Origin of the sequence: Pseudokineococcus lusitanus, from assembly GCF_003751265.1 — a bacterium.
Classification (GTDB): domain Bacteria; phylum Actinomycetota; class Actinomycetes; order Actinomycetales; family Quadrisphaeraceae; genus Pseudokineococcus; species Pseudokineococcus lusitanus.
The window spans coordinates 115,701-135,380 of the sequence record NZ_RJKN01000008.1; the positions used below are offsets into that span (position 1 = coordinate 115,701).

A 19,680-nucleotide genomic window follows, 5' to 3' on the forward strand; every position below is an offset into this window, starting at 1 on the left:
GGCCGGACGGGTGACCGTGCCGCGCACGCCCGGGCGCGGCCCGCGCGCCTGCCGACGGGAGAGCGGGGCTCCCGCCGTCCAGGTCCGGGCGCGGGGCCCCGCGCGCGGCCCCGCCCGGGCCACCAGCAGGAGCAGGAGTCCCCGTTGGACCGACATGAGGTGAGCGCCGCCCTGGGGGGCGTCCGCAGCGTCTTCCAGCCCATCGTCGACCTCGACACGGGCGCCGTCGTCGCCTACGAGGCGCTGGCCCGCGGGCCGCGGGGGACCGCGCTGGAGATGCCGTCCGACCTCTTCGACGCCGCCCGCGCGCACGGGCTCCTCGGCGAGCTCGACGGCGCCTGCCGCCGCGCGGCGCTGAGCGGCGCCGTCGACGCCGGCCTGCTGGCCCCGCTCACCCTCTTCGTCAACGTCGAGCCCGAGGTGCTCGACGCGGCACCGCTCGACGAGCTGCTCGCCCTCGCCGAGGGGGCGCCGGGCGACCTGCGCGTCGTCGTCGAGCTCACCGAGCGCGCCCTCGCGGCCCGCCCCGCCGAGCTGCTCCGCACCGTCGAGCGCGTCCGCTCCCTCGGGTGGGGCGTCGCGCTGGACGACGTCGGCGCCGAGGCGATGTCCCTCGCGCTCATGCCGCTGCTGCGCCCCGACGTCGTCAAGCTCGACCTGCGGCTCGTGCAGGACCGGCCCGGCCCCGCCGTCGCCCAGGTGATGAACGCCGTCAACGCCTACGCCGAGGAGACGGGCGCCGTCGTCCTCGCGGAGGGGATCGAGCACGAGGGCCACCTCCGCGCGGCCCGCGGGCTCGGCGCGCGCCTCGGGCAGGGCTGGCTCTTCGGCCGGCCCGGTCCGGGCCCCGTGGCCGGGCTGGCCGTCGGCGCGCTCGCGCTGCCCGCGCCGCCGCCCGTGCTCCCCGAGCGCTCGTCGCCCTTCGCCCTCCTGCCGCCCGGCACGCCGCTGCGGCGCTCCCCGAAGCGGCTGCTCATCGAGCTGTCCAAGCAGCTCGAGCGCGAGGCGCTGCGGCTGGGCGAGACCGCCGTCGTCGCCTCGACCTTCCAGGAGGCGCGCCACTTCACGCCCGCGACCGCCGGCCGCTACCGCGACCTCGTGGAGCGCACGGGCTTCGTCTGCGCCATCGGCGAGGACCTCCCGGCCGAGCCGGTGCCGGGCCTGCGAGGCGCCCACCTCGACCCGACGGACGCGGTCCGGGGCGAGTGGGACGTCGTCGTCCTCGGCCCCCACTTCTCCGCCGCGCTGCTGGCGCGCGACCTCGGCGACGACGGCCCCGACATGCAGCGCACCTTCGAGTACGCGCTGACCTACCGGCGCAGCACGGTCGTCGCCGCGGCGTGCTCGCTGCTCTCCCGGGTGGCGCCGCGGGTGCCGACGGCCCCGGCCGTCCCGGGCGCGGTCGCGGGTGGTGCGCCGGCGGTCCTCGCGGCGTCCGTGCCCGGCACGACGACCGTGGTCGGGCCCACGGGGGCCGGCGAGGCGCTCCTGCACCGCGCGCTCGCGGCGACGACGAGCGGCGTCACCATCGCGGACGCCCGCCGCCCCGACATGCCGCTCGTGTACGTCAACGCCGCCTTCGAGCAGCTCTCCGGCCTGCGCGCCGAGCAGGTCCTCGGGCGCAACTGCCGCTTCCTCCAGGGCAGCGACACCGACCGCGGCGTCGTCGACGCCATCCGCGCCGCGCTCGCCGCCGGCCGCGAGTGGCACGGGACGCTGCTCAACCACCGCGGCCCCGACCGCGAGCCGTGGTGGAACGAGATCCACCTCTCGCCGGTCCTCGACGAGGACGGCCGGGTGCTGCAGTACATCGGCGTCCAGGACGACGTCACCCACCGCGTGCAGGCCGAGCGGCGGCTCGCGCAGGAGCGCGACCGCGCCGCCGGCTACCTGGAGCGGCTCGAGCGGCTGGCCGTCACCGACCCCCTGACCCGCCTCGCCAACCGGCGCGGGGTCGAGGAGGGCGTCGAGGAGGTCCTCGCCCGGGCCGACGCCACGGGGACCGCCGCGGCCCTGCTCTTCTGCGACCTCGACGGCTTCAAGGCCGTCAACGACCGCCACGGCCACGGGGTCGGGGACGCGCTGCTCGTGGCCGTCGCCGAGCGGCTGCGCGGGCGTCTGCGCGAGCACGACCTCCTGGCGCGGCCGGGCGGCGACGAGTTCCTCGTCGTCCTGCCCGGGCTCGTGCCCGCCACCGCCGCGGCGGACGCGGCGCGGGTGGCCGAGGAGCTCGCGGCGGACCTCGCCGCACCCCTCGTGCTGCCCGACGGCCGCCGCGTCGCCGTGGGCGCGAGCGTCGGCGTCGCCCTGCACCCCGACGACGGCGCCACCTTCCGCGACCTGCTGCACCACGCCGACGGGCGCATGTACGACGCCAAGCGGGCGCGGCGTGCCGCCGTCGTGCCCGGGCAGGCCGGCGCGCCCGCCCGCGAGCAGGTGGGGCCGGGGGCGACGGCGCCGGCCTGAGACGCGCGTCACCCGGGCGGTCCACTGCCGCAGCGGTCCTCGGCATCGGGGAGGCCGACGAAGGCGGACGGGACGGACATGTGCGCGCCCACGACCTGAAGCGCTTCAGTTCGTGACGGGATCGTGACCGGAGGGCGTTGATCGGGAGCCCGACGGGTGCTGTGATCCCCTCCGCGAGGCGGCGAGGGCGCCGCCCGGAAGGAGACCCATGAGCGTCCGTCAGACCACCCGCCGGACCCGGAGCGCCGCGGCCCTCGCCGCCGGGCTCGGTGTCCTCGTCGCCGTCAGCGGCTGCGCCTCGCAGGAGCAGGCCGGTGTCGGTGGCGGCGGGGAGAACACCGCCGGGGCCGAGGCCGCCGAGTCGGAGATCGACTGCACGCAGTTCGAGCAGTTCGGCGACACCGACGGCGCCGAGGTCGAGGTCTACACGACCATCGTCGACCCCGAGTCGCAGTCCTTCATCGACGCCTTCGGCCCCTTCACCGAGTGCACCGGCATCGAGATCAACTACAACGGCTCGCGCCAGTTCGAGGCGCAGCTGCCGGTGCGCGTGCAGTCCGGCAACGCCCCCGACATCGCGTTCCTCCCGCAGCCGGGCCTGCTCGCCCAGATGGTGTCCACGGGCGCCGTCGTCGAGCCGCCGCAGGCCGTCGTCGACAACGTCGACCAGTACTTCAGCGAGGACTGGAAGAACTACGGCACGGTGGACGGCACCTTCTACGCCGCGCCGCTCGGGGCCAACGTCAAGTCCTTCGTCTGGTACTCGCCCAGCGCCTTCGAGGAGGCGGGCTACGAGATCCCCACCACGTGGGACGAGCTCATGACCCTCTCCGACACCATCGCCGCCACGGGCGTCAAGCCCTGGTGCGCGGGCATCGCCTCCGGCGAGGCCACCGGCTGGCCGGCCACCGACTTCCTCGAGGACGTCGTCCTGCACGCGCAGGGCCCGGACGTCTACGACCAGTGGATCAACCACGAGATCCCGTTCAACGACCCGGCCATCGCCGAGTCGCTGGCGCAGGTCGGCACCGTCCTCAAGAACGACGAGTACGTCAACGGCGGCCTCGGCGACGTCCGCTCGGTCGCGTCGACGGAGTTCCAGGCGGCGGGCCTGCCGATCCTCGACGGCACGTGCTTCATGCACCGCCAGGCGAGCTTCTACCAGGCCAACTGGCCCGCGGGCACGGACGTGTCCGAGGACGGCGACGTCTTCGCCTTCCCCTTCCCGACCATCAACGAGGAGGTCGGCAACGCGGTCGTCGGCGGCGGCGAGTTCGTCGCGGCCTTCAACGAGGAGCCGGCCACGCAGGCCGTCCAGTACTGGCTGTCCACGGCCGACTGGGCCAACCTCAAGGCGCAGGCCTCCAACCCGGGCTGGCTCAACGCCAACCTCGAGCTGGACCCGGCCAACCTCAAGAGCCCGATCGACCAGCTCGCGGTCGAGCAGCTGCAGGACCCCGAGGTCACCTTCCGCTTCGACGCCTCGGACCTCATGCCGGCGCAGGTCGGCGCGGACGCCGAGTGGCAGCAGCTCACGGACTGGATCGCCGCCGACCAGTCCGACGAGGACACGCTGAACAACATCGAGGCCGCCTGGCCCCAGTGAGCACGCGCCGAGGGCGTCGTCGGGCCGTGGGAACACGCGTCCGGCGGCGCCCTCGGCCGTCCCGCCCGCTGACGTAGCACCCCACGGCCCCGCCGTGGCCCCCGCCGCCGGCCCCGGCCCGGCGGCCCCCCGCCGCCCGGCCCCGCCCGGCGGCCCCCCGCCGCCCGGCTCCGCCCGGCGGCCCCCCGCCCCTGGGTACCTCCCGGACCTGAGGAGACGCACGCCGATGGACTTCCTGCTCGACGCGGAGACGACGCCGCACAAGCTCGTGCTGATGGTCGTGGCCATCGCGCTCTTCGTCGTCGTGATGGGCGCGATCCTGTTCGCCGTCGACAAGCCGAAGCGGGTGCCGAACTGGCTCCTCGTCCTCGGCTTCATCGGGCCGCCGCTGCTCATCATGGCGTTCGGCCTCGTGTACCCCGCCCTGCGGACGCTCTTCAACTCCTTCTTCAACGCCGACGGCTCGCAGTTCGTCGGGGTCGACAACTACACGGCGATCTTCAGCTCGGAGGGGCTGCAGGTGGTCCTGCGCAACACCGTGCTGTGGGTCGTCCTCGTGCCCCTGCTCGCGACGTTCTTCGGGCTCGTCTACGCGTACCTCGTCGACCGCACGCGCTTCGAGAACTTCGCCAAGATGCTCGTCTTCCTGCCGATGGCCATCTCCGGCGTCGCGGCCGGCCTCATCTGGCGGTTCGTCTACGAGTACCGGCCGGACCAGGAGGGCATCAACCAGATCGGGCTGCTCAACCAGCTGCTCGTGTGGCTGGGCCTCGAGCCCCGGCAGTTCCTGCTCGACCAGCCCACCAACACGTTCTTCATCATCGTCGTCATGGTGTGGATCAACGCCGGCTTCGCCATGACGGTGCTGTCGGCCTCGATCAAGGCCATCCCCGACGACATCACCGAGGCGGCCCGGCTCGACGGGGTCTCGGGCATCGGCATGTTCCGCTACGTGACGGTGCCGAGCATCCGGCCCGCGCTCGTGGTCGTGCTCACCACGGTGGCCATCTCGACGCTGAAGGTCTTCGACATCATCTACACGATGACCGGCAGCCAGTACGGCACCTCGGTCATCGCCACCGAGTTCTACTCGCAGACCTTCCGGCAGTTCAACGACGGGCTCGGTGCCGCGCTCGCGGTCCTGCTCTTCGTCCTCGTGATCCCGATCATCGCCTACAACGTCCGTCAGCTGCGGCTGTCCGAGGAGATCCGATGACGTCGACGACCCCCACGGTGGTGGGCCCGCAGACGGCGCAGGTCGACGCGCCCGTCGCCACGACGGAGAGCTGGCGGCAGCGCCGCAAGCGCCAGAAGGCCGAGGCGGCCGCCGAGCGGCTGTCCTCGCCGGTGGCGTCGACGATCGCGGTGCTCATCGCGATCCTTTGGAGCATCCCCACGCTCGGGCTCCTCGTGACGTCGTTCCGCACGGTCGACGACATCAACAGCTCGGGCTGGTGGACGGCGCTCTCCAACCCGCTCTTCTCGCAGTACAACTACGTCGAGGCGCTCTTCGGCGGCGGCGGGCTGGCCGACAACTTCGTCAACTCGGTCGTCATCACGCTGCCCGCGGTGCTCATCCCCATCACGCTGGCGCTGCTCGCGGCGTACGCCTTCGCGTGGATCCCCTTCAAGGGCCGCAACATCCTCTTCGTCGCGGTCTTCGCGCTCCAGATCGTCCCGCTCCAGGTGACGCTCGTCCCGCTGCTGACCATCTACGGCGACCTGGGGATCGCGGGCTCGTTCTGGACGGTGTGGCTGTCGCACAGCATCTTCGCGCTGCCGCTGGCCATCTTCCTGCTGCACAACTTCATGAAGGACGTGCCGCCCTCGCTCGTCGAGGCGGCGCGCATGGACGGCGCCGGGCACGTGACGATCTTCTTCAAGGTGCTCCTGCCGCTGCTCACGCCGGCCATCGCCGCCTTCGGCGTCTTCCAGTTCCTCTGGGTCTGGAACGACCTGCTCGTGGCCCTGACCTTCGCGAGCAACGACGCGAGCCCCATGACGGCGGCCGTCGCGGACCTCGTGGGCACCCGCGGCTCGGCCTGGTACCTGCTGTCGGCCGGCGCCTTCCTCACGATGATCGTCCCGCTGGCGGTCTTCCTCGGCCTGCAGCGGTTCTTCGTCCGCGGCCTGCTGGCGGGCTCGGTCAAGGGATGACCGGCACGCCCGCCCCGGCGGGGGAGGTGCGGCCGTGGCACGCGTGACCATCGCCGACATCGCCCGCCGGGCGGGCGTCTCGACCGGGGCCGTGTCCTACGCCCTCAACGGGCGGCCGGGCGTCTCCGAGGCCACGCGCGAGCGGGTGCTCGAGGTCGCGCGGCAGCTGGACTGGCACCCGCACAGCGCCGCCCGCTCCCTGTCGGGCGCCCGCACCCGCACGGTCGGCCTCGTCGTCACCCGGCCCGCCGAGACGCTGGGCACCGAGTCGTTCTTCATCCAGTTCGTCTCCGGGCTGGAGAGCGTGCTGGGCCCGTCCGGGCACGGCCTGCTGCTGCAGGTCGTGCCCGCGGCGGCGGCCGAGGAGGACACCCTGCGCACGTGGGCGCGCGAGCGGCGGGTGGACGGCGTCGTCCTCCTCGACCCGCGGGTCGACGACCCGCGCGTCCCCCTCGTCCGCGAGCTGAGGATGCCGTCGGTCGTCGTGGGGCACCCTTCCGTCGCGGGCGGGCTGCCGAGCGTGTGGAAGGACGACGCCGCCGCGGTGGCCGCGGCCGTGGACCACCTCGTGGGGCTCGGCCACACGCGCGTCGGGCGGGTGGCGGGCCCGGAGCGGCTCGGGCACACCGTCGTCCGCGACGACGCCTTCCGGGACGCCCTGGCGGCGAGCGGGGCCACGGGCGTCGTGCGGCACACCGACTTCACCGGACCGCGCGCCGCCGAGGCGACGCTGGCCCTCGCGGGCCCGGACGCCGGGGCCGGCGCCCCGACCGCGCTGCTCTACGACAACGACGTCATGGCCGTGGCGGGACTGTCGGCCCTGGCCGGTGCCGGGCGCTCGGTGCCCGACGACGTCAGCCTCGTCGCCTGGGACGACTCCCCGCTCTGCCACGTGACGCATCCGGCGCTCACCGCGGTGGGGCACGACCTCGTGGGCTACGGCGCGGCCGTCGCCGACCTCCTCGTGCGGCAGGTGCGCGACGGCGACACCGGCCCCGTGGAGGTGCCCGCGCCCACCCTGCGGCTGCGGGCGAGCACGGCGCCGCCGCCCGGCGCGCGCCGCCGGGCGGCACGGAGCCCCGCCCGGGCGGGCTGAGGCCGCCCACGCCCGCCCGCGCCCGCTCCGTCTCTACCCCGGCGAGGTCACACGTCGGTCGTGCGTCGTGGCCCGGGCCGGCGGGTCAGGTCAGGTGGTGCAGGAGGAGGCGCGAGACGGCGTCGGGGTCGGCGTCCACGGCGACGCGGGCGGTCCGCGCCCAGTCGGTGCGGGCCCGGGCGGTGCCGGCGGTCGTGTCGACGACGAGCTCCCCGCGCGTCAGCTCGCCCGCGGTCTCGACGCGGACACCCGCCTCGACCCACGTGCACAGCGAGGGGTCGAGGAGGGCCGCGACGGCGAGGGCGTCGTGGACGGCCGCCGCCTCCAGCCCGTCGGCGAGGCGCTGCTGGGCCGTGAGGTGCTCGAGCAGGGCGCCGACGGCACGGCCGCGCGGGTCGGCGGAGGCGCGCAGCGGCGCCGTCGTCGAGGCGTCGACGAGGGCCCGGTGGGTCGCGTCGAGCGGCACCACGCGCAGCGGCACCCCGGACTCCGTGACGCGACGGGCGGCGTCGGGGTCGCAGCGGAGGTTGAACTCCGCCCGCGGCTCGAGGTTCCCCTCGCAGAACGCCGCGCCGCCCATGAGGACGACCTCGCGGAGGTCCGCGGCTACCTCCGGGCGCAGGGCGAGGAGCGCGGCGACGGTCGTCAGCGGCCCGAGGGCCACGAGGACGACCTCACCGGGCCGCTCGGCCACGGCGTCGGCGATCACGTCGACCGCGGAGGCGGTCGCGACGGCCCGCGAGGACGCCGGCAGGTCGAGCCCGCCGAGCGCCCCGACGCCGTGGACCGGCTCGTCGCGCACCCGCAGCGCCCGCCCGAGCGGGCCGGCGGCCCCCCGCGCGAGGGGCAGGTCGGCCGGGGCGCCGGCGAGGTCGAGCACCCGGGCGGCGTTGGCGGTGACGACGTCGAGGGACGCGTTGCCGCCGACCGTCGTCACCGCGCGGAGGTCGAGCCCCGGCGCCGCCACGGCGAGCAGCAGCGCGACGGCGTCGTCGACCCCGGGGTCGCAGTCGACCACCACGGGCACCGGCGACGCCGGGTCGGCCGGCACGAGGGCGGGCAGCGGGCGGGGACGGTCGACGGGCGCGGTCACCGCCCCACCGTGCCGCACCCGTCGGCCCCGCGTCGTGCCCGGCTCCCGCGACGTGCGGCCGTGCCGCACGTCGCCGGCCGTCCTCACCGCGACGTGTGGCCACGAGGCGTTCCACGAGGCCGCCCCCACCGCGAGGTGTGGCCATGACGCGCGCGGGAGGGCGACGTCCGACGGCCCCCGGCCGGACGGGTGGGCGGCCGGGCTCAGCCGGTGACGTCGGTGCCGGGCGCCACGTCGACGGGCGACGGGGCCTGCACCGAGCCGGCGAGACGCCCGAGGAGGCGGTCCACGGCGACGACGTCGTACCCGCGCCGCAGGCTCGTCGTCGTGAAGTTCGCCGTGGCGACGTCGCGCGGCGTCAGCCCGTCACCGCCGGTGCCCGGGCGGTCGAGGGCGTCCTTGACCCGCTCGAGGAAGGCGTCCACCTCGTCGATGTCGTAGCCGTCCCGGAAGCGGACGACCGGGAGGAAGGTGCTGCGCAGGGCCGCCGACGCCGTACCGCTCTGGCCCGCGGGGCGCTCGTCGCGCTCGCCCTCCTCGTCGGCCGGGACGGGCTCGTCCCAGGCGGCCTCGCCGGCGGCGGGCGGCTCGGTGCCCTCGTCGGCCCCCTCGTCGTCGTCCGCCTCGTCGTCGACCGGGTCGTCCAGCTCGAGCAGCCGGCCGCCCTCCTCGAGGACCGTCCCGCGCACCGTCGTCGTCGGCGCGGCCTCCCAGGCGGCGAAGGGGTCGTTCCCGACCTCGGCCCGCAGCGCCGGCGCGGCGGCGCGCGCGGCCTCGGGGGACTCCCACACGGCGGTGCCGACGAGACGGCCGCCCTCGTCGTCGACGACGCCCGTCCACAGCAGCCCCGGTTGGCTCCGCGCCACCCGCCCCCACCGACGCATGGACGCGACGAGGGCGGCCCGGTGCTCCGGACCGGGGGTGAAGACGGTGACCACCGCGTACGTCATGGCGAGACCTCACCACGCCCGGGACCCCGCGCGCGTCACGGGTCCACCGGTGAGTCGCGGGTGCGCACGGACCGTCCCGGCGGTCGCCCACCGTGACGACGACGAGCGCCTCCGACCCCCACCTCCCCGCCCGACGTGGCCACACGTCGGGGTGGGGAGCGCGGCGGAGGCCCGATGAGGTCACACATCGGGGGGTGGGGCGGGGCTGGCAGGGTGGGCGCCATGGTGCGCATCCCCGAGCAGGGCGGGTCGGTCCTCGGCGGGGTGCTCGTCGTCCTCGCCGCCGGCTTCGCGGCGTCGGCGTGCCTGCTCACCGGCGTCCACCTCGACGACACCGGCGAGGGGGCGGGGCTCCGGCTCGCCACCCGCGTCGCGTGGGTCCTCGCCGCGGCGGCGCTGACCTTCGTCGGGGCGCTGGGCTGGTGGCGGCTGCGGCGCGGCGCGCGGCTGCCGGCGGCGCTCGTCGGTGTCGCCTCGACGGCCGGGTGGACGCTCCTCGCGACGCTCGCGGGCCTCGAGCCCGTCCGCTGACCCGACCGGGGCGCACCACGCGGCGCCGTCGGCTCAGGCGCGCGGCGGCGCCGTGCTCTCGCGGACGACGAGGCGCGTGGCGAGCTGGACGTGCTGGGGCGTGACGACGTCGGCCGCCTCGCCGCCCGCGCCCTCGAGCGCGAGGCGTACCGCGTGGGAGGCCATGTCCACGAGCGGCTGCCGCACCGTCGTCAGCGGCGGGGACAGGTACTGGCAGAGCGCGACGTCGTCGAAGCCGACGACCGACAGGTCCTCCGGGACGGCGAGCCCCCGGGCCCGCGCCTCCTGGTAGACGCCGCTGGCCTGGGAGTCCGAGCCGGCGAAGATGGCCGTGGGCGGGTCGGCGAGGTCGAGCAGCGCGGCGGCCCCGCGGCGGCCGCCCTCGGGCGTGAAGTCGCCCCAGCGCACGAGGTCCTCGTCGACGGGCACGCCGGCCCGGCCGAGCGCGGCGCGGTAGCCGTCCACCCGCTCCTGGCTGCAGGCCAGCGACGGGTCGCCGCTGACGACGGCGACCCGGCGGTGCCCGAGCCCGAGGAGGTGCTCGGTGGCGCTGAGCCCGCCGTTCCAGTTGGTGGCGCCGACGGTCGGCAGGCCCGGGTCGCGCGTGCCCACGGGGTCGAGCAGCACGAGCGGCGTCCCGGTGCGGCGCAGCTCCTCGACGGCGTCGGGCCCCGGGTCGGAGATGACGAGGACGACGGCGGACGACCGGCGGGCCCGCAGACGGCTCAGCCAGCGGCCCCCGCCGGCGCGGCGGCCGTGCGCCGCGGTGACGACGAGCCCGGCGCCGGAGGCGGCCGCGCCCTCCTCGGCCCCGGCCAGCACCTCGACGGCGTAGGGCGAGTCGAGGTCGGACAGGACGAGCTCGACGAGCAGGCTCCCCGGCCGCCGCGCGGGCGTCGTCCCCCGCCGGCGGTACCCCGCGGCGTCGAGCGCGGCGAGGACCCGGTCGCGCGTCTCCGGCGCCACGTCGCCGCGCTCGTTGAGCACCTTGGAGACGGTGGGGGAGGAGACGCCGGCCGCGCGGGCGACGTCGGCCAGCGTCACGCGCGGCCGCGCGGCGGGCACGCCCACGGGGGAGCGCACCGCACCGGCGGCGGCGTCGTCCGGGGCAGGCATGCGGGCACCGTAGTCGTCACGACCAGCGCCTCCCGCACGCCGCGGCCCGGGCGTCCTCAGCCGCGGACGACGTCCACCCCGACGACCCGGCGGTCGGCCGTCGTCGAGCGGTGGACGGGGCCCACGAGCTCGACGGCCAGTCCCTCGCCGAGGTCCTCGCAGGAGGCGCCGACGTGGAGGACGACCTCGCCCGGCTCGACGACCCGCCGCAGCGACCGGTCGCTGAAGGCCAGGCGCGACGTCGGGACGTCGAGCACGACCTCGGCGCTCTCGCCCGCGGCGAGCTCGACCCGGGCGTACCCGAGCAGCGCGACGACGGGACGGGTCACGGAGGCGACGGGGTCGCTCGCGTAGACCTGCACGACGTCGGCGCCGGCGCGGTCACCGGTGTTGGTGACGCGCACCGACACCCGCAGCGCGCCGTCGGTGGGGACCCGCGTCTCGGCGACGGCGAGGTCGCCCCGCTCGAAGGTCGTGTAGGAGAGCCCGAACCCGAAGGGCCGCACCGGCGCGGTGTCGATGTTGCTGACGGAGCTGGCGGCGCCGAGCCGCGGGTGCAGGTAGCTGTAGGGCTGGGCGCCGACCGAGCGCGGCAGCGACACGGGCAGCCGGCCGGACGGGTTGACCCGCCCGGACAGCACCCCCGCCACCGCGCCGGCGCCCTCCTGGCCCGGGAAGAACGCCTGCACGACGGCGGCGCAGCGCTCGAGCAGGTGCGCGACGGCGTACGGGCGGCCCGTCAGCAGCACCGCGACCACGGGGGTGCCCGTCGCGAGCAGCGCGTCGAGGAGCTCGTCCTGGACGCCCGGCAGGTCGAGCGAGTCGGCGTCGCAGCCCTCGCCGGACGTGCCGCGCCCGAAGAGGCCGGCGCGGTCGCCGACGACGGCGACGACGAGGTCGGCCCCGCGGGCCGCCTCGACGGCCGCGGCGATGCCGCTCGTGTCGGCGGTGTCGACGTCGCAGCCCCGCACGTGCGTGACGTCCGCACCGGTCAGCTCGCCGCGGACGGCGTCGAGCACCGAGGTGACGTCGAGGCCCAGCTCGACGTCCGGGTGCTGCGCGAGGACGTGGTTGGCGAAGCTGTAGCAGCCGAAGAGCGCCGAGGTGTCGTCGGCGTTGGGGCCCACGACGGCCACCCGGCGGGCGGCGTCGGGCGCGAGCGGCAGCGTGCCGTCGTTGGCGAGGAGGACGACGCCCTCCTCGGCGATCCGGCGGGCGAGGTCGCGGTGCGCCGGCGGGTCGAGGTCGATGCTGCCGACCGCCGCCGGGTCGAAGTCCGCGGCGGTGGCGTCGAGCAGGCCGAGCCGCTCCTTCTGGGCGAGCACCCGGCGCAGCGCCCGGTCGATGAGGGCCTCGTCGGTGCGCCCGTCGCGGACCCGGGCGGCCAGCGGCTCGAGGAAGGCGGTGCCGGTGGGCAGCTCGACGTCGATGCCGGCGAGCAGGGCCTGCGCGGCGGCGTCGCCCGCGTCGGCGGCGACGCCGTGGAGCGTCTGGAGGAAGGCGACGGAGAAGTAGTCGGCGACGACGGTGCCGTCGAAGCCCCACTCCTCGCGCAGCAGGTCGGTGAGCAGCGAGGCGTCGGCGGCGGCGGGCACGCCGTCCACCTCGGCGTAGCTGTTCATCACCGAGTCGACCCCGCCGTCGAGCACCGCCATGGCGAAGGGCGGCAGCAGGACGTCGGCGACCTCGCGCGGGCCGGCGTGCACCGGCGCGAGGTTGCGGCCGGCGCGGCTCGCCGAGTAGCCGACGAAGTGCTTGAGCGTCGCGACGACGCCGGTGGACTGCAGCCCGCGGACGTACGCCGTGGCGACCGTCCCGACGACGTAGGGGTCCTCGGCGATGCACTCCTCGACCCGGCCCCAGCGGGCGTCGCGGACGACGTCGAGGACGGGCGCGAGGCCCTGGTGGACGCCGAGGGAGCGCATCGACGCGCCGATGGCCGCGCCCATCTCCTCCACCAGCTCCGGGTGGAAGGTCGCGCCCCACGTCAGCGGCGCGGGGAAGGTCGTCGCCCTCCACGCGGCGAGCCCGGTGAGGCACTCCTCGTGGACGAGCGCGGGGACGGCCGGCCGGGTGCGCTCGAGAAGCCAGCGCTGCCGGGCCGCGAGGCGTCGGGCGCCCTCGGCCGGGTCGACGGGCGTCGTGCCGAAGGGACGGGTGAGCTGGCCGAGGCCGCGGGCGGCGAACGACTCGAACTCGGCGTCCTCGGCCTGCATGGCGTCCTGCATCGGCGCAACGTCGCCGCCCTCGCCGTCGCCCCCGCGGCCCTCCCACAGGCCGACGAGCTGGGCCAGCTTCTCCTCGAGGGAGAGCGAGGCGAGGAGGCGCTCGACACGGTCGGAGGCGGGGGCCCCGGCCGCGGCGGGGGAGGCGGGGGCGACGTCGGTGCTCATGGGGTCCTCTCGGGGCGGGCGGGGGCGGGGCCCTGACCGGTGGGGCGCGCGGGGGGCGCGGTGGTGGTGGAGGTCGGTGCGCGGGAGGGCGTCAGCCCTTCACGGCGCCCTGCAGCCCGTTGACGATCCGCTTCTGCATGGCGAGGAAGAAGACCAGCGCGGGGATCATCGCGAGCGAGGTGAAGGCGAGGACGCCGGCGGTGTCCTGCGCGTACTGCGTGGAGAAGCTGGCGACGCCGAGCGGGAGCGTCTGCGAGGCCGGGTCGTTGAGGACGAGCAGCGGCAGCAGGTAGGCGTTCCACGAGGCGACGAAGGCGAGGACGCCGACGGTCACGAGGCCCGGGCCGGACAGCGGCAGGAGCACCCGCCAGAAGAAGCCGATGCGGCTGGCGCCGTCGATCATCGCCGCCTCCTCGAGCTCCTTCGGCAGCGCCGCGAGGAACGGCCGCAGGATGACGACCGTCAGGGGCAGCGCGAACGCCGCCTGCGGCAGGGCCACGCCCCACACGCTGTTGACGAGGCCCAGGTCCCGCACGAGGAGGAAGAGCGGGATGATCGCGACGGTCAGCGGGAAGAGCAGCCCCATCGTGAAGACGAGGGCCACGGCCTCCCGGCCGCGGAAGCGGTAGCGCGCCAGCGGGTACGCCGCCATGACGCCGAGGACGCAGACGACGGCCGTCGTGATGAGGGCCACCACGGCCGAGTTGGCCGCGTAGCGCCAGAACGACGCCGACGTCAGCACGTTCACGTAGTTGTCGAGGACCCACGGGTCCGGCAGGCCGGCGGGCGACGCCGCGAGCTGGGCGTTGCTGCGGAAGCCGCCGAGGTAGGCGTAGAGGACCGGCGCGACCGTGACGACCACGACGACGGCCGCGACGGCGTAGACGAGCGGCCCGCCCTTGCCGTAGCCGCCGCGCCGCCCGCGCCGGCCCTTCTCCGACCGCAGGACGGCGGGCTTCCCGGTGGGGACCGCGGTGGTGGTGGGGGCGCTCATCGGGCGACCTTCTTCTGCCGGCGGGGGCGGGGGGCGTCGTCGCGGTCCTTGGAGAGGACGAGGGTGTTGTAGAGGACCGCGAGGACGAGGGAGATGCCGAAGAGGAGCACCGCGACGGCGGACGCGTAGCCGTAGAGGCCGCGGTCGGTGCCCTGGTTGATGAGGTAGATGGCCATCGTCACCGTGGAGTTGGCGGGGCCGCCGCCGGTGAGGATCCACACCATGTCGAAGAGCTGCAGCGAGCCGATCATCGACAGGAAGCCCCAGGTCCGGATGGTCGGGCCCAGCAGCGGGATGGTGATGCGCCGCTGGACCTGCCACCACGAGGCGCCGTCGAGCTGCGCCGCCTCGTAGACGTCCTCGGGCACGCCCTGCAGGCCGGCGAGGAAGAGGATCACGGCCAGGCCGAGGTACTTCCACGTCAGCACGGCCATGACCGTCCACAGCGCCACGTCGGGGTCGCCGAGCCACAGCTGCGTGACGCCGCCGAGGCCGACGGCCTCGAAGAGCTCGTCGACGAGGCCCCGCGGCTGCAGGAGCAGCACCCAGATGACGCCGGCGACGACCTCGGCGAGGACGTACGGCATGAAGATGACGACCCGGAGGAACGAGCGGCCCCGGATCTCGCGGTTGAGCAGGAGCGCGACGAGCAGGCCGAGCGGCAGCTGCACGGCGATGGACACCGCGATGATGAGGAAGTTGTTGGACACCGCGTCCCGGAAGACGGGGTTGTCCAGCGCCGTCGCGTAGTTCTCCAGGCCGACGAAGTCGTCGAGCGGCCCGAGCCCGTTCCAGCGGTAGAGCGAGTAGCGGACGGCCTGCAGCACCGGCAGGGCGATGAAGACCGCCATGAGGGCGAGGGCGGGCGCGACGAAGAAGGCGATCTCCGCCCGCTTGCGCGCCGCCGGGGACAGGCCGCGCCTCGTCCCGCGCGGCCCTGACGGCCCGGACGACGCCGGCCGGGAGGGCGGGGCGTCGTCGGCGGGGCGGGGCGGTGCGGTGGTGCCGGTGGACGTCGGTCGTGCCGTCACGTCACGAGCTCCTCGCCGGTGAGGTGGTGCGGGTCGGTGGGGTGCGGCGCGCGCCGGGCCGGGGCCCGGCGCGCGCCGGTCGTGCGGGGGAGCCGGAGGTGCTGCGGCTCAGGCGGTGCCGGCCGCGGACTGCGTGGCGTCGACGACGTCCTGCGCCGAGCCCTGGCCCGCGAACATCAGCGCGATGGCGTCGTTCATGGCGCCGCCGACGTTCTCGCCGAAGGCCGTGTCGAAGTAGAGCTGGACGTACGGGGCCGAGTCGCGGACCGCGATGAGGTCGGCGAGCGCCGGGTCCGAGACCGCACCGGTGGCGGCCGGGTTGGTCGGCAGGCCCATGTCGCGCTCGGCGAAGCCGGTCTGCACCTCGTCGCTCAGCAGGTAGTTGACGAAGTCGACGCAGACGGGCGGGGCGTCGGCCGCGCAGGCCCACGCGTCGCCGCCGCCGAGCGCCGCGTCCGGCGCGCCCTCGCCGCCCTCGACGGTCGGGAAGGCGAACCAGCCGGTCTTCTCGCCGAGGCCCTCGCCACCCTCGGTGAGCCCCTGCATGACGCCGGGCTCCCAGTGGCCGGCGAGCTCCATGGCCACCTGCTCGCTGGCGAGGAGGCCGGAGGCGCTGGCCGGGCCGACCTGCGCGGGCGTCGCGAGGAAGCCCTCGTTGAAGGGCTCGGTGCCGATGAAGGCCTCGAGGTCCTCGCCCGCCCGGACGAAGCACTCGTCGGAGAAGTCGAGGCTCGTCACCGCGTCGGTGAGGACGTCCTGGCCGCACTCGCGGACGGCGAGGTAGTACCAGTAGTGGGCCGCGGGCCAGGTGTCGCCGGCTCCGACGGAGATGGGCTGGATGCCCGCGTCCTTGAGCGCCTGGACGGCGGCGTCGAGCTCCTCCATCGTCGTGGGGGCCTCGGTGATGCCGGCCTGCTCGAAGAGCTCGGTGTTGTACCAGAACCCGACGACGCCGACCGAGAACGGCAGCGCGTAGGTGGCGCCGTCGACCTGCCAGCCGGCGACGGAGCCGCCGATCTTCTCGATGGTGTCGGCGGCGCCCTCGGACAGGTCCATGGTCAGGCCGGCCTCCACGTGGTCGGCCAGCTCGCCGCCGCCGCGCTCCATGTAGACGTCGGGCACGTCGCCGCTCTGGAAGGCCGCGTTGAGCCTCGTGAGCATGTCCTCGTGGGGCAGGGCGCTGATCTCGATCGTCGTGCCAGGGTTGGCCTCCTCGAACGCGGCGGCCACCTCCTCGTAGTACCCGGCGCCGGGGTCGGTGTTCGAGTTGTGCCACCACGTGAGGGTGTTCTCGTCACCGCCGGCGTTGCCGCCGTCGCTGCCGCCACCGCAGGCGGCGAGGGCCGCGGCGGTGGTGAGGGCGACGACCGCGGAGGCCGCGCGACGGGCGTGCGTCCGCCGGGGGGTGCTCGTCAGGGCTGTGCGGGTCATGGGACTCCTCGTCAGGGTGCGTGCCGGCCGTGGGCGTCGTCGCCAGGTCCGCCCGTCGACGTCGACGGGGGCAGCGGTCCGAGGTTCACACGGGCCCGAGCGATGTGTCAAACGTTTTCTAAAACGTTCTCCACACGTAGGGTGCGGCCGTGGCTGACGCGTGGCAGCCGGCGACGACGCCGGCCCCGGGACTCGTGGCGGGACCGACCCGGGTGACGATCACCGACGTCGCGGCCCGGGCGGGCGTCTCGCCGGCCACGGTCTCCAAGGTGGTCAACGGCCGCTACGGGGTGGCGCCGCGCACCATCGCCCACGTCCGGCAGGTCGTCGCCGAGCTCGGCTACGAGACGAGCCTCGTCGCCAGCAGCCTGCGCAGCCGCCGCACCGGGGTGCTCGGCGTCCTCGTCGCCGAGTTCGAGCCGTACAGCACCGAGATCCTCAAGGGCGCCTCGCGCGCCGTGGCGGGGACGGGGTACGAGCTGCTCGCCTACTCCGGCGGCACCCGGACCGACGGGGACGAGGGGTGGGAGCGCCGCTCGCTGTCCCGCCTCGGCGGCACGCTCGTCGACGGCGCCGTCCTCGTCACGCCGACGGTCGCGCTCGTCACCGGAGCGACGCCCGTCGTGGCCATCGACCCGCACGCCGGCCCGGCGGCGGTGCCCACCGTGGACGCCGACAGCCACCGCGGCGCGGTCCTCGCCACGGAGCACCTCCTGCGTCTCGGCCACCGCCGGGTCGCCTTCCTCGGCGGTCGCCCCGGGCTCGAGTCGAGCCGCCTGCGCGAGGAGGGCTTCGTCACGACGATGCGGGCCGCGGGCGTGCCCGTGGCCCCGGAGCTCCTGCGCGTCGGCGGGTACCGGCCCGGTCCCGCGGCCGAGGCGGCGCGCGCCGTCCTCGCCCTCGCCGACCGCCCCACGGCCGTCTTCGCCGCCAACGACCTCTCCGCCATCGCCGTCGTCGAGGTCGCGCGCGAGCTGGGCCTCGCCGTGCCCGCCGACCTGTCGGTGGTGGGCTTCGACAACATCCCCGAGTCCGCCCTCGTCGACCCGCCGCTGACGACCGTCGAGCAGCCGCTGCAGGAGATGGGGGCGCGGGCGGTGCGCCGCCTCGTCGGTCTCGTCGACGGCGACGCCGCGGCCGGCGAGGGCGCCGCGTGGGGCGACCACCTGCGGCTGCCCACCGCCCTCGTCCCCCGCGCCTCGACGGCGCCCCCCGCCTGACCGGCCGTACCCCCGGCGCCCGAGCCCGCGGCGCCCCGGCACGACCGCGGCCCCGGCCGCGTCCCGCGAGAGGTCCCCATGAGCCCGACCAGCCACGCCCTGCCCGCCGGTGCCCCGGTCGCCGCCCCCGCCGCCACGGAGCCCGCGCTGGCGCACCGGGTCTCCCGCGCCGTCGTCACCGTGCGCGGCGCCGACGGCGCCCCGCTCGCGGACGCCGACGTCGTCGTCGGGCAGGTCCGTCACGCCGTCGCCCTCGGCGGCATCGGCTTCGACGTCGTCGACCTGCTCGACGCCGACGCGCACGACCCCGACGGCCCGGGCGCCGGCGCGCCGCCGGAGGTGGGCCGGCGTCTCGCCGAGCTCTTCACGGAGGTCTTCGACACCGCGACGCTGCCCTTCTACTGGGGCGCGGTGGAGCCGGAGCGCGGGGCGCCGCGCCTGGAGCGGCTCGAGCGCGCGGCCCGCTGGTTCGCCGACCGGGGCGTGCGCCTCAAGGGCCACCCGCTCGTCTGGCACACCGTCACGGCGGACTGGCTGCGCGAGCTGCCGACCGACGAGGTCGAGCGCGTGGCGCTCGAGCGGGTGCGGCGCGACGTCACCCGGTTCGCCGGGCTCGTGGGCGCGTGGGACGTCGTCAACGAGGCGGTCATCGCCCCGGTGTTCGACAACGAGCCCACGCAGAACGGCATCACGCGGTGGTTCCTCGAGCGCGGGCGGATCCCGGTGATCCGTGCGGCCTTCGAGGCCGCCCGGGAGAGCGACCCGCGGGCCACGCTGCTGCTCAACGACTTCAACATGGGCACCGCCTTCGAGTGCCTCGTCGAGGGGGTGCTGGAGGCCGGCGTCCCCGTCGACGCCATCGGCCTGCAGAGCCACATGCACCAGGGCTACTGGGGCGAGGAGCGCACGACGGCGGTCCTCGACCGCTTCGCCCGCTACGGCCTGCCGCTGCACATGACCGAGACCACGCTGCTGTCGGGGGACCTCATGCCGGCGGAGGTCGTCGACCTCAACGACTTCCGGCCGTCGGCGTGGCCGTCGACGCCGGAGGGCGAGGCCCGCCAGGCCGAGGAGGTCGTGCGGCACTACCGGACGCTCGTCGCGCACCCGGCGGTGCAGGGCGTGACGTACTGGGGGCTCGGGGACGCGGGCGCCTGGCTGGGCGCGCCGGTCGGCCTCGTGCGCGCCGACGGGACGCCGAAGCCCTCGTTCGCCGCGCTGCGCGACCTCGTGCGCGGCGAGTGGTGGGTGGCGCCGACGACGGTGCGCACGGACGCCGACGGGCACCTGGTCCTGCACGGCTTCCTGGGCGACCACCGCGTGACGGCGGGCGACCGCGCCGCCGACCTCGTGCTCGACCGCGCCGGCGACGCCGTCGTCGACGTCGTCCTGCGCTGACCCCGGCATCTCGGCGCCCCTCTGCCGCGCGTGGGCCCTCCCCGCGGCAGAAGGGCGCCGACGTGCCGGCGCAGGGCGCCGGAGGCGGCACGAGGGCGCCGATGTGCCGGGTCCCGCGCGTCCCCGGCGGCAGGTGGGCGCCGAAGTGGGGCGTTCCCGGCCGTTGACGCCCGCCCGACCGCGTGCGACCGTTGCCGT

At 75.8% G+C, this 19,680-nt stretch carries 15 protein-coding genes; 8 read left to right on the top strand and 7 right to left on the bottom strand.

Annotation, left to right across the window (positions count from 1 at the left end; translation table 11 throughout):
• The first annotated feature begins 159 nt into the window (after window positions 1-159).
• The 5 genes from EDC03_RS14770 to EDC03_RS14790 all read left to right on the top strand — a co-directional run bounded on the left by EDC03_RS14770 (window position 160) and on the right by EDC03_RS14790 (window position 7,325).
• Window positions 160-2,466, top strand: a complete 2,307-nt coding sequence (locus EDC03_RS14770) for a diguanylate cyclase domain-containing protein (RefSeq protein WP_241967206.1) — start codon at window positions 160-162, stop codon at window positions 2,464-2,466.
• 208 nt (window positions 2,467-2,674) lie between these two features.
• A complete protein-coding gene (locus EDC03_RS14775) occupies window positions 2,675-4,072 on the top strand; it encodes an ABC transporter substrate-binding protein (RefSeq protein WP_123381026.1) in 1,398 nt (465 codons plus the stop codon).
• 226 nt (window positions 4,073-4,298) lie between these two features.
• The gene (locus EDC03_RS14780; RefSeq protein ID WP_123381027.1) at window positions 4,299-5,288 is read left to right on the top strand and encodes a carbohydrate ABC transporter permease; all 990 of its coding nucleotides are present in this window, start codon (window positions 4,299-4,301) and stop codon (window positions 5,286-5,288) included.
• Window positions 5,285-6,229 (top strand): carbohydrate ABC transporter permease, encoded by a 945-nt coding sequence (locus tag EDC03_RS14785; protein ID WP_123381028.1) that lies wholly within the window; start codon window positions 5,285-5,287, stop codon window positions 6,227-6,229. The genes EDC03_RS14780 and EDC03_RS14785 overlap by 4 nt, the downstream gene beginning before the upstream one ends.
• A 34-nt stretch (window positions 6,230-6,263) precedes the next feature.
• Window positions 6,264-7,325: a LacI family DNA-binding transcriptional regulator gene (locus EDC03_RS14790; RefSeq protein ID WP_123381029.1), complete on the top strand. Its 1,062-nt coding sequence runs from the start codon at window positions 6,264-6,266 to the stop codon at window positions 7,323-7,325.
• Window positions 7,326-7,410: 85 nt separating this feature from the next.
• Here the strand turns inward: EDC03_RS14790 and EDC03_RS14795 are convergent, their stop codons facing one another.
• Together EDC03_RS14795 and EDC03_RS14800 are read right to left on the bottom strand one after the other, a co-directional pair.
• Window positions 7,411-8,418 (bottom strand): nucleoside hydrolase, encoded by a 1,008-nt coding sequence (locus EDC03_RS14795; protein ID WP_158674326.1) that lies wholly within the window; start codon window positions 8,416-8,418, stop codon window positions 7,411-7,413.
• A gap of 203 nt (window positions 8,419-8,621) precedes the next feature.
• Window positions 8,622-9,368, bottom strand: coding sequence for a DivIVA domain-containing protein (locus tag EDC03_RS14800; RefSeq protein ID WP_123381031.1), 747 nt, complete (start codon window positions 9,366-9,368; stop codon window positions 8,622-8,624).
• Window positions 9,369-9,590: 222 nt separating this feature from the next.
• On the opposite strand from EDC03_RS14800, the gene EDC03_RS14805 reads away from it, so the two are divergent.
• Window positions 9,591-9,899, top strand: a complete 309-nt coding sequence (locus EDC03_RS14805; RefSeq protein ID WP_148058104.1) for a hypothetical protein — start codon at window positions 9,591-9,593, stop codon at window positions 9,897-9,899.
• Between the two features lie 33 nt (window positions 9,900-9,932).
• Here the strand turns inward: EDC03_RS14805 and EDC03_RS14810 are convergent, their stop codons facing one another.
• From EDC03_RS14810 to EDC03_RS14830, 5 genes are all read right to left on the bottom strand, one after another.
• Window positions 9,933-11,015, bottom strand: a complete 1,083-nt coding sequence (locus EDC03_RS14810) for a LacI family DNA-binding transcriptional regulator (protein WP_123381033.1) — start codon at window positions 11,013-11,015, stop codon at window positions 9,933-9,935.
• Between the two features lie 56 nt (window positions 11,016-11,071).
• Window positions 11,072-13,408, bottom strand: coding sequence for a beta-xylosidase/alpha-l-arabinosidase (locus tag EDC03_RS14815; protein ID WP_123381034.1), 2,337 nt, complete (start codon window positions 13,406-13,408; stop codon window positions 11,072-11,074).
• A 91-nt stretch (window positions 13,409-13,499) separates the two neighbouring features.
• On the bottom strand, window positions 13,500-14,402 hold the full coding sequence (locus EDC03_RS14820) for a carbohydrate ABC transporter permease (protein WP_123381035.1): 903 nt from the start codon (window positions 14,400-14,402) through the stop codon (window positions 13,500-13,502).
• The gene (locus EDC03_RS14825; RefSeq protein WP_199720288.1) at window positions 14,399-15,433 is read right to left on the bottom strand and encodes a carbohydrate ABC transporter permease; all 1,035 of its coding nucleotides are present in this window, start codon (window positions 15,431-15,433) and stop codon (window positions 14,399-14,401) included. Before EDC03_RS14825 ends, EDC03_RS14820 begins: the two co-directional genes overlap by 4 nt.
• 108 nt (window positions 15,434-15,541) lie before the next feature.
• Window positions 15,542-16,864 carry an extracellular solute-binding protein gene (locus EDC03_RS14830; RefSeq protein ID WP_123381036.1) on the bottom strand — a complete coding sequence of 441 codons (1,323 nt, stop codon included), beginning with the start codon at window positions 16,862-16,864 and terminating at the stop codon, window positions 15,542-15,544.
• Window positions 16,865-17,076: 212 nt separating this feature from the next.
• Here EDC03_RS14830 and EDC03_RS14835 point away from each other — a divergent pair, with 212 nt between their 5' ends.
• Both EDC03_RS14835 and EDC03_RS14840 read left to right on the top strand, forming a co-directional pair.
• Window positions 17,077-18,084: a LacI family DNA-binding transcriptional regulator gene (locus tag EDC03_RS14835; protein ID WP_123381037.1), complete on the top strand. Its 1,008-nt coding sequence runs from the start codon at window positions 17,077-17,079 to the stop codon at window positions 18,082-18,084.
• Between the two features lie 78 nt (window positions 18,085-18,162).
• On the top strand, window positions 18,163-19,482 hold the full coding sequence (locus tag EDC03_RS14840) for an endo-1,4-beta-xylanase (protein WP_123381038.1): 1,320 nt from the start codon (window positions 18,163-18,165) through the stop codon (window positions 19,480-19,482).
• The last annotated feature ends 198 nt before the right edge of the window (window positions 19,483-19,680 follow it).

Excerpts from the sequence above, each read along its gene's own strand:
- EDC03_RS14785 (WP_123381028.1), top strand. The coding sequence starts at position 5,285 with ATGACGTCGACGACCCCCACGGTGGTGGGCCCGCAGACGGCGCAGGTC.
- EDC03_RS14840 (WP_123381038.1), top strand. The coding sequence starts at position 18,163 with ATGAGCCCGACCAGCCACGCCCTGCCCGCCGGTGCCCCGGTCGCCGCC.
- EDC03_RS14800 (WP_123381031.1), bottom strand. The coding sequence starts at position 9,368 with ATGACGTACGCGGTGGTCACCGTCTTCACCCCCGGTCCGGAGCACCGG.
- EDC03_RS14820 (WP_123381035.1), bottom strand. The coding sequence starts at position 14,402 with ATGAGCGCCCCCACCACCACCGCGGTCCCCACCGGGAAGCCCGCCGTC.
- EDC03_RS14780 (WP_123381027.1), top strand. The coding sequence starts at position 4,299 with ATGGACTTCCTGCTCGACGCGGAGACGACGCCGCACAAGCTCGTGCTG.
- EDC03_RS14775 (WP_123381026.1), top strand. The coding sequence starts at position 2,675 with ATGAGCGTCCGTCAGACCACCCGCCGGACCCGGAGCGCCGCGGCCCTC.
- EDC03_RS14815 (WP_123381034.1), bottom strand. The coding sequence starts at position 13,408 with ATGAGCACCGACGTCGCCCCCGCCTCCCCCGCCGCGGCCGGGGCCCCC.
- EDC03_RS14810 (WP_123381033.1), bottom strand. The coding sequence starts at position 11,015 with ATGCCTGCCCCGGACGACGCCGCCGCCGGTGCGGTGCGCTCCCCCGTG.
- EDC03_RS14830 (WP_123381036.1), bottom strand. The coding sequence starts at position 16,864 with ATGACCCGCACAGCCCTGACGAGCACCCCCCGGCGGACGCACGCCCGT.
- EDC03_RS14805 (WP_148058104.1), top strand. The coding sequence starts at position 9,591 with ATGGTGCGCATCCCCGAGCAGGGCGGGTCGGTCCTCGGCGGGGTGCTC.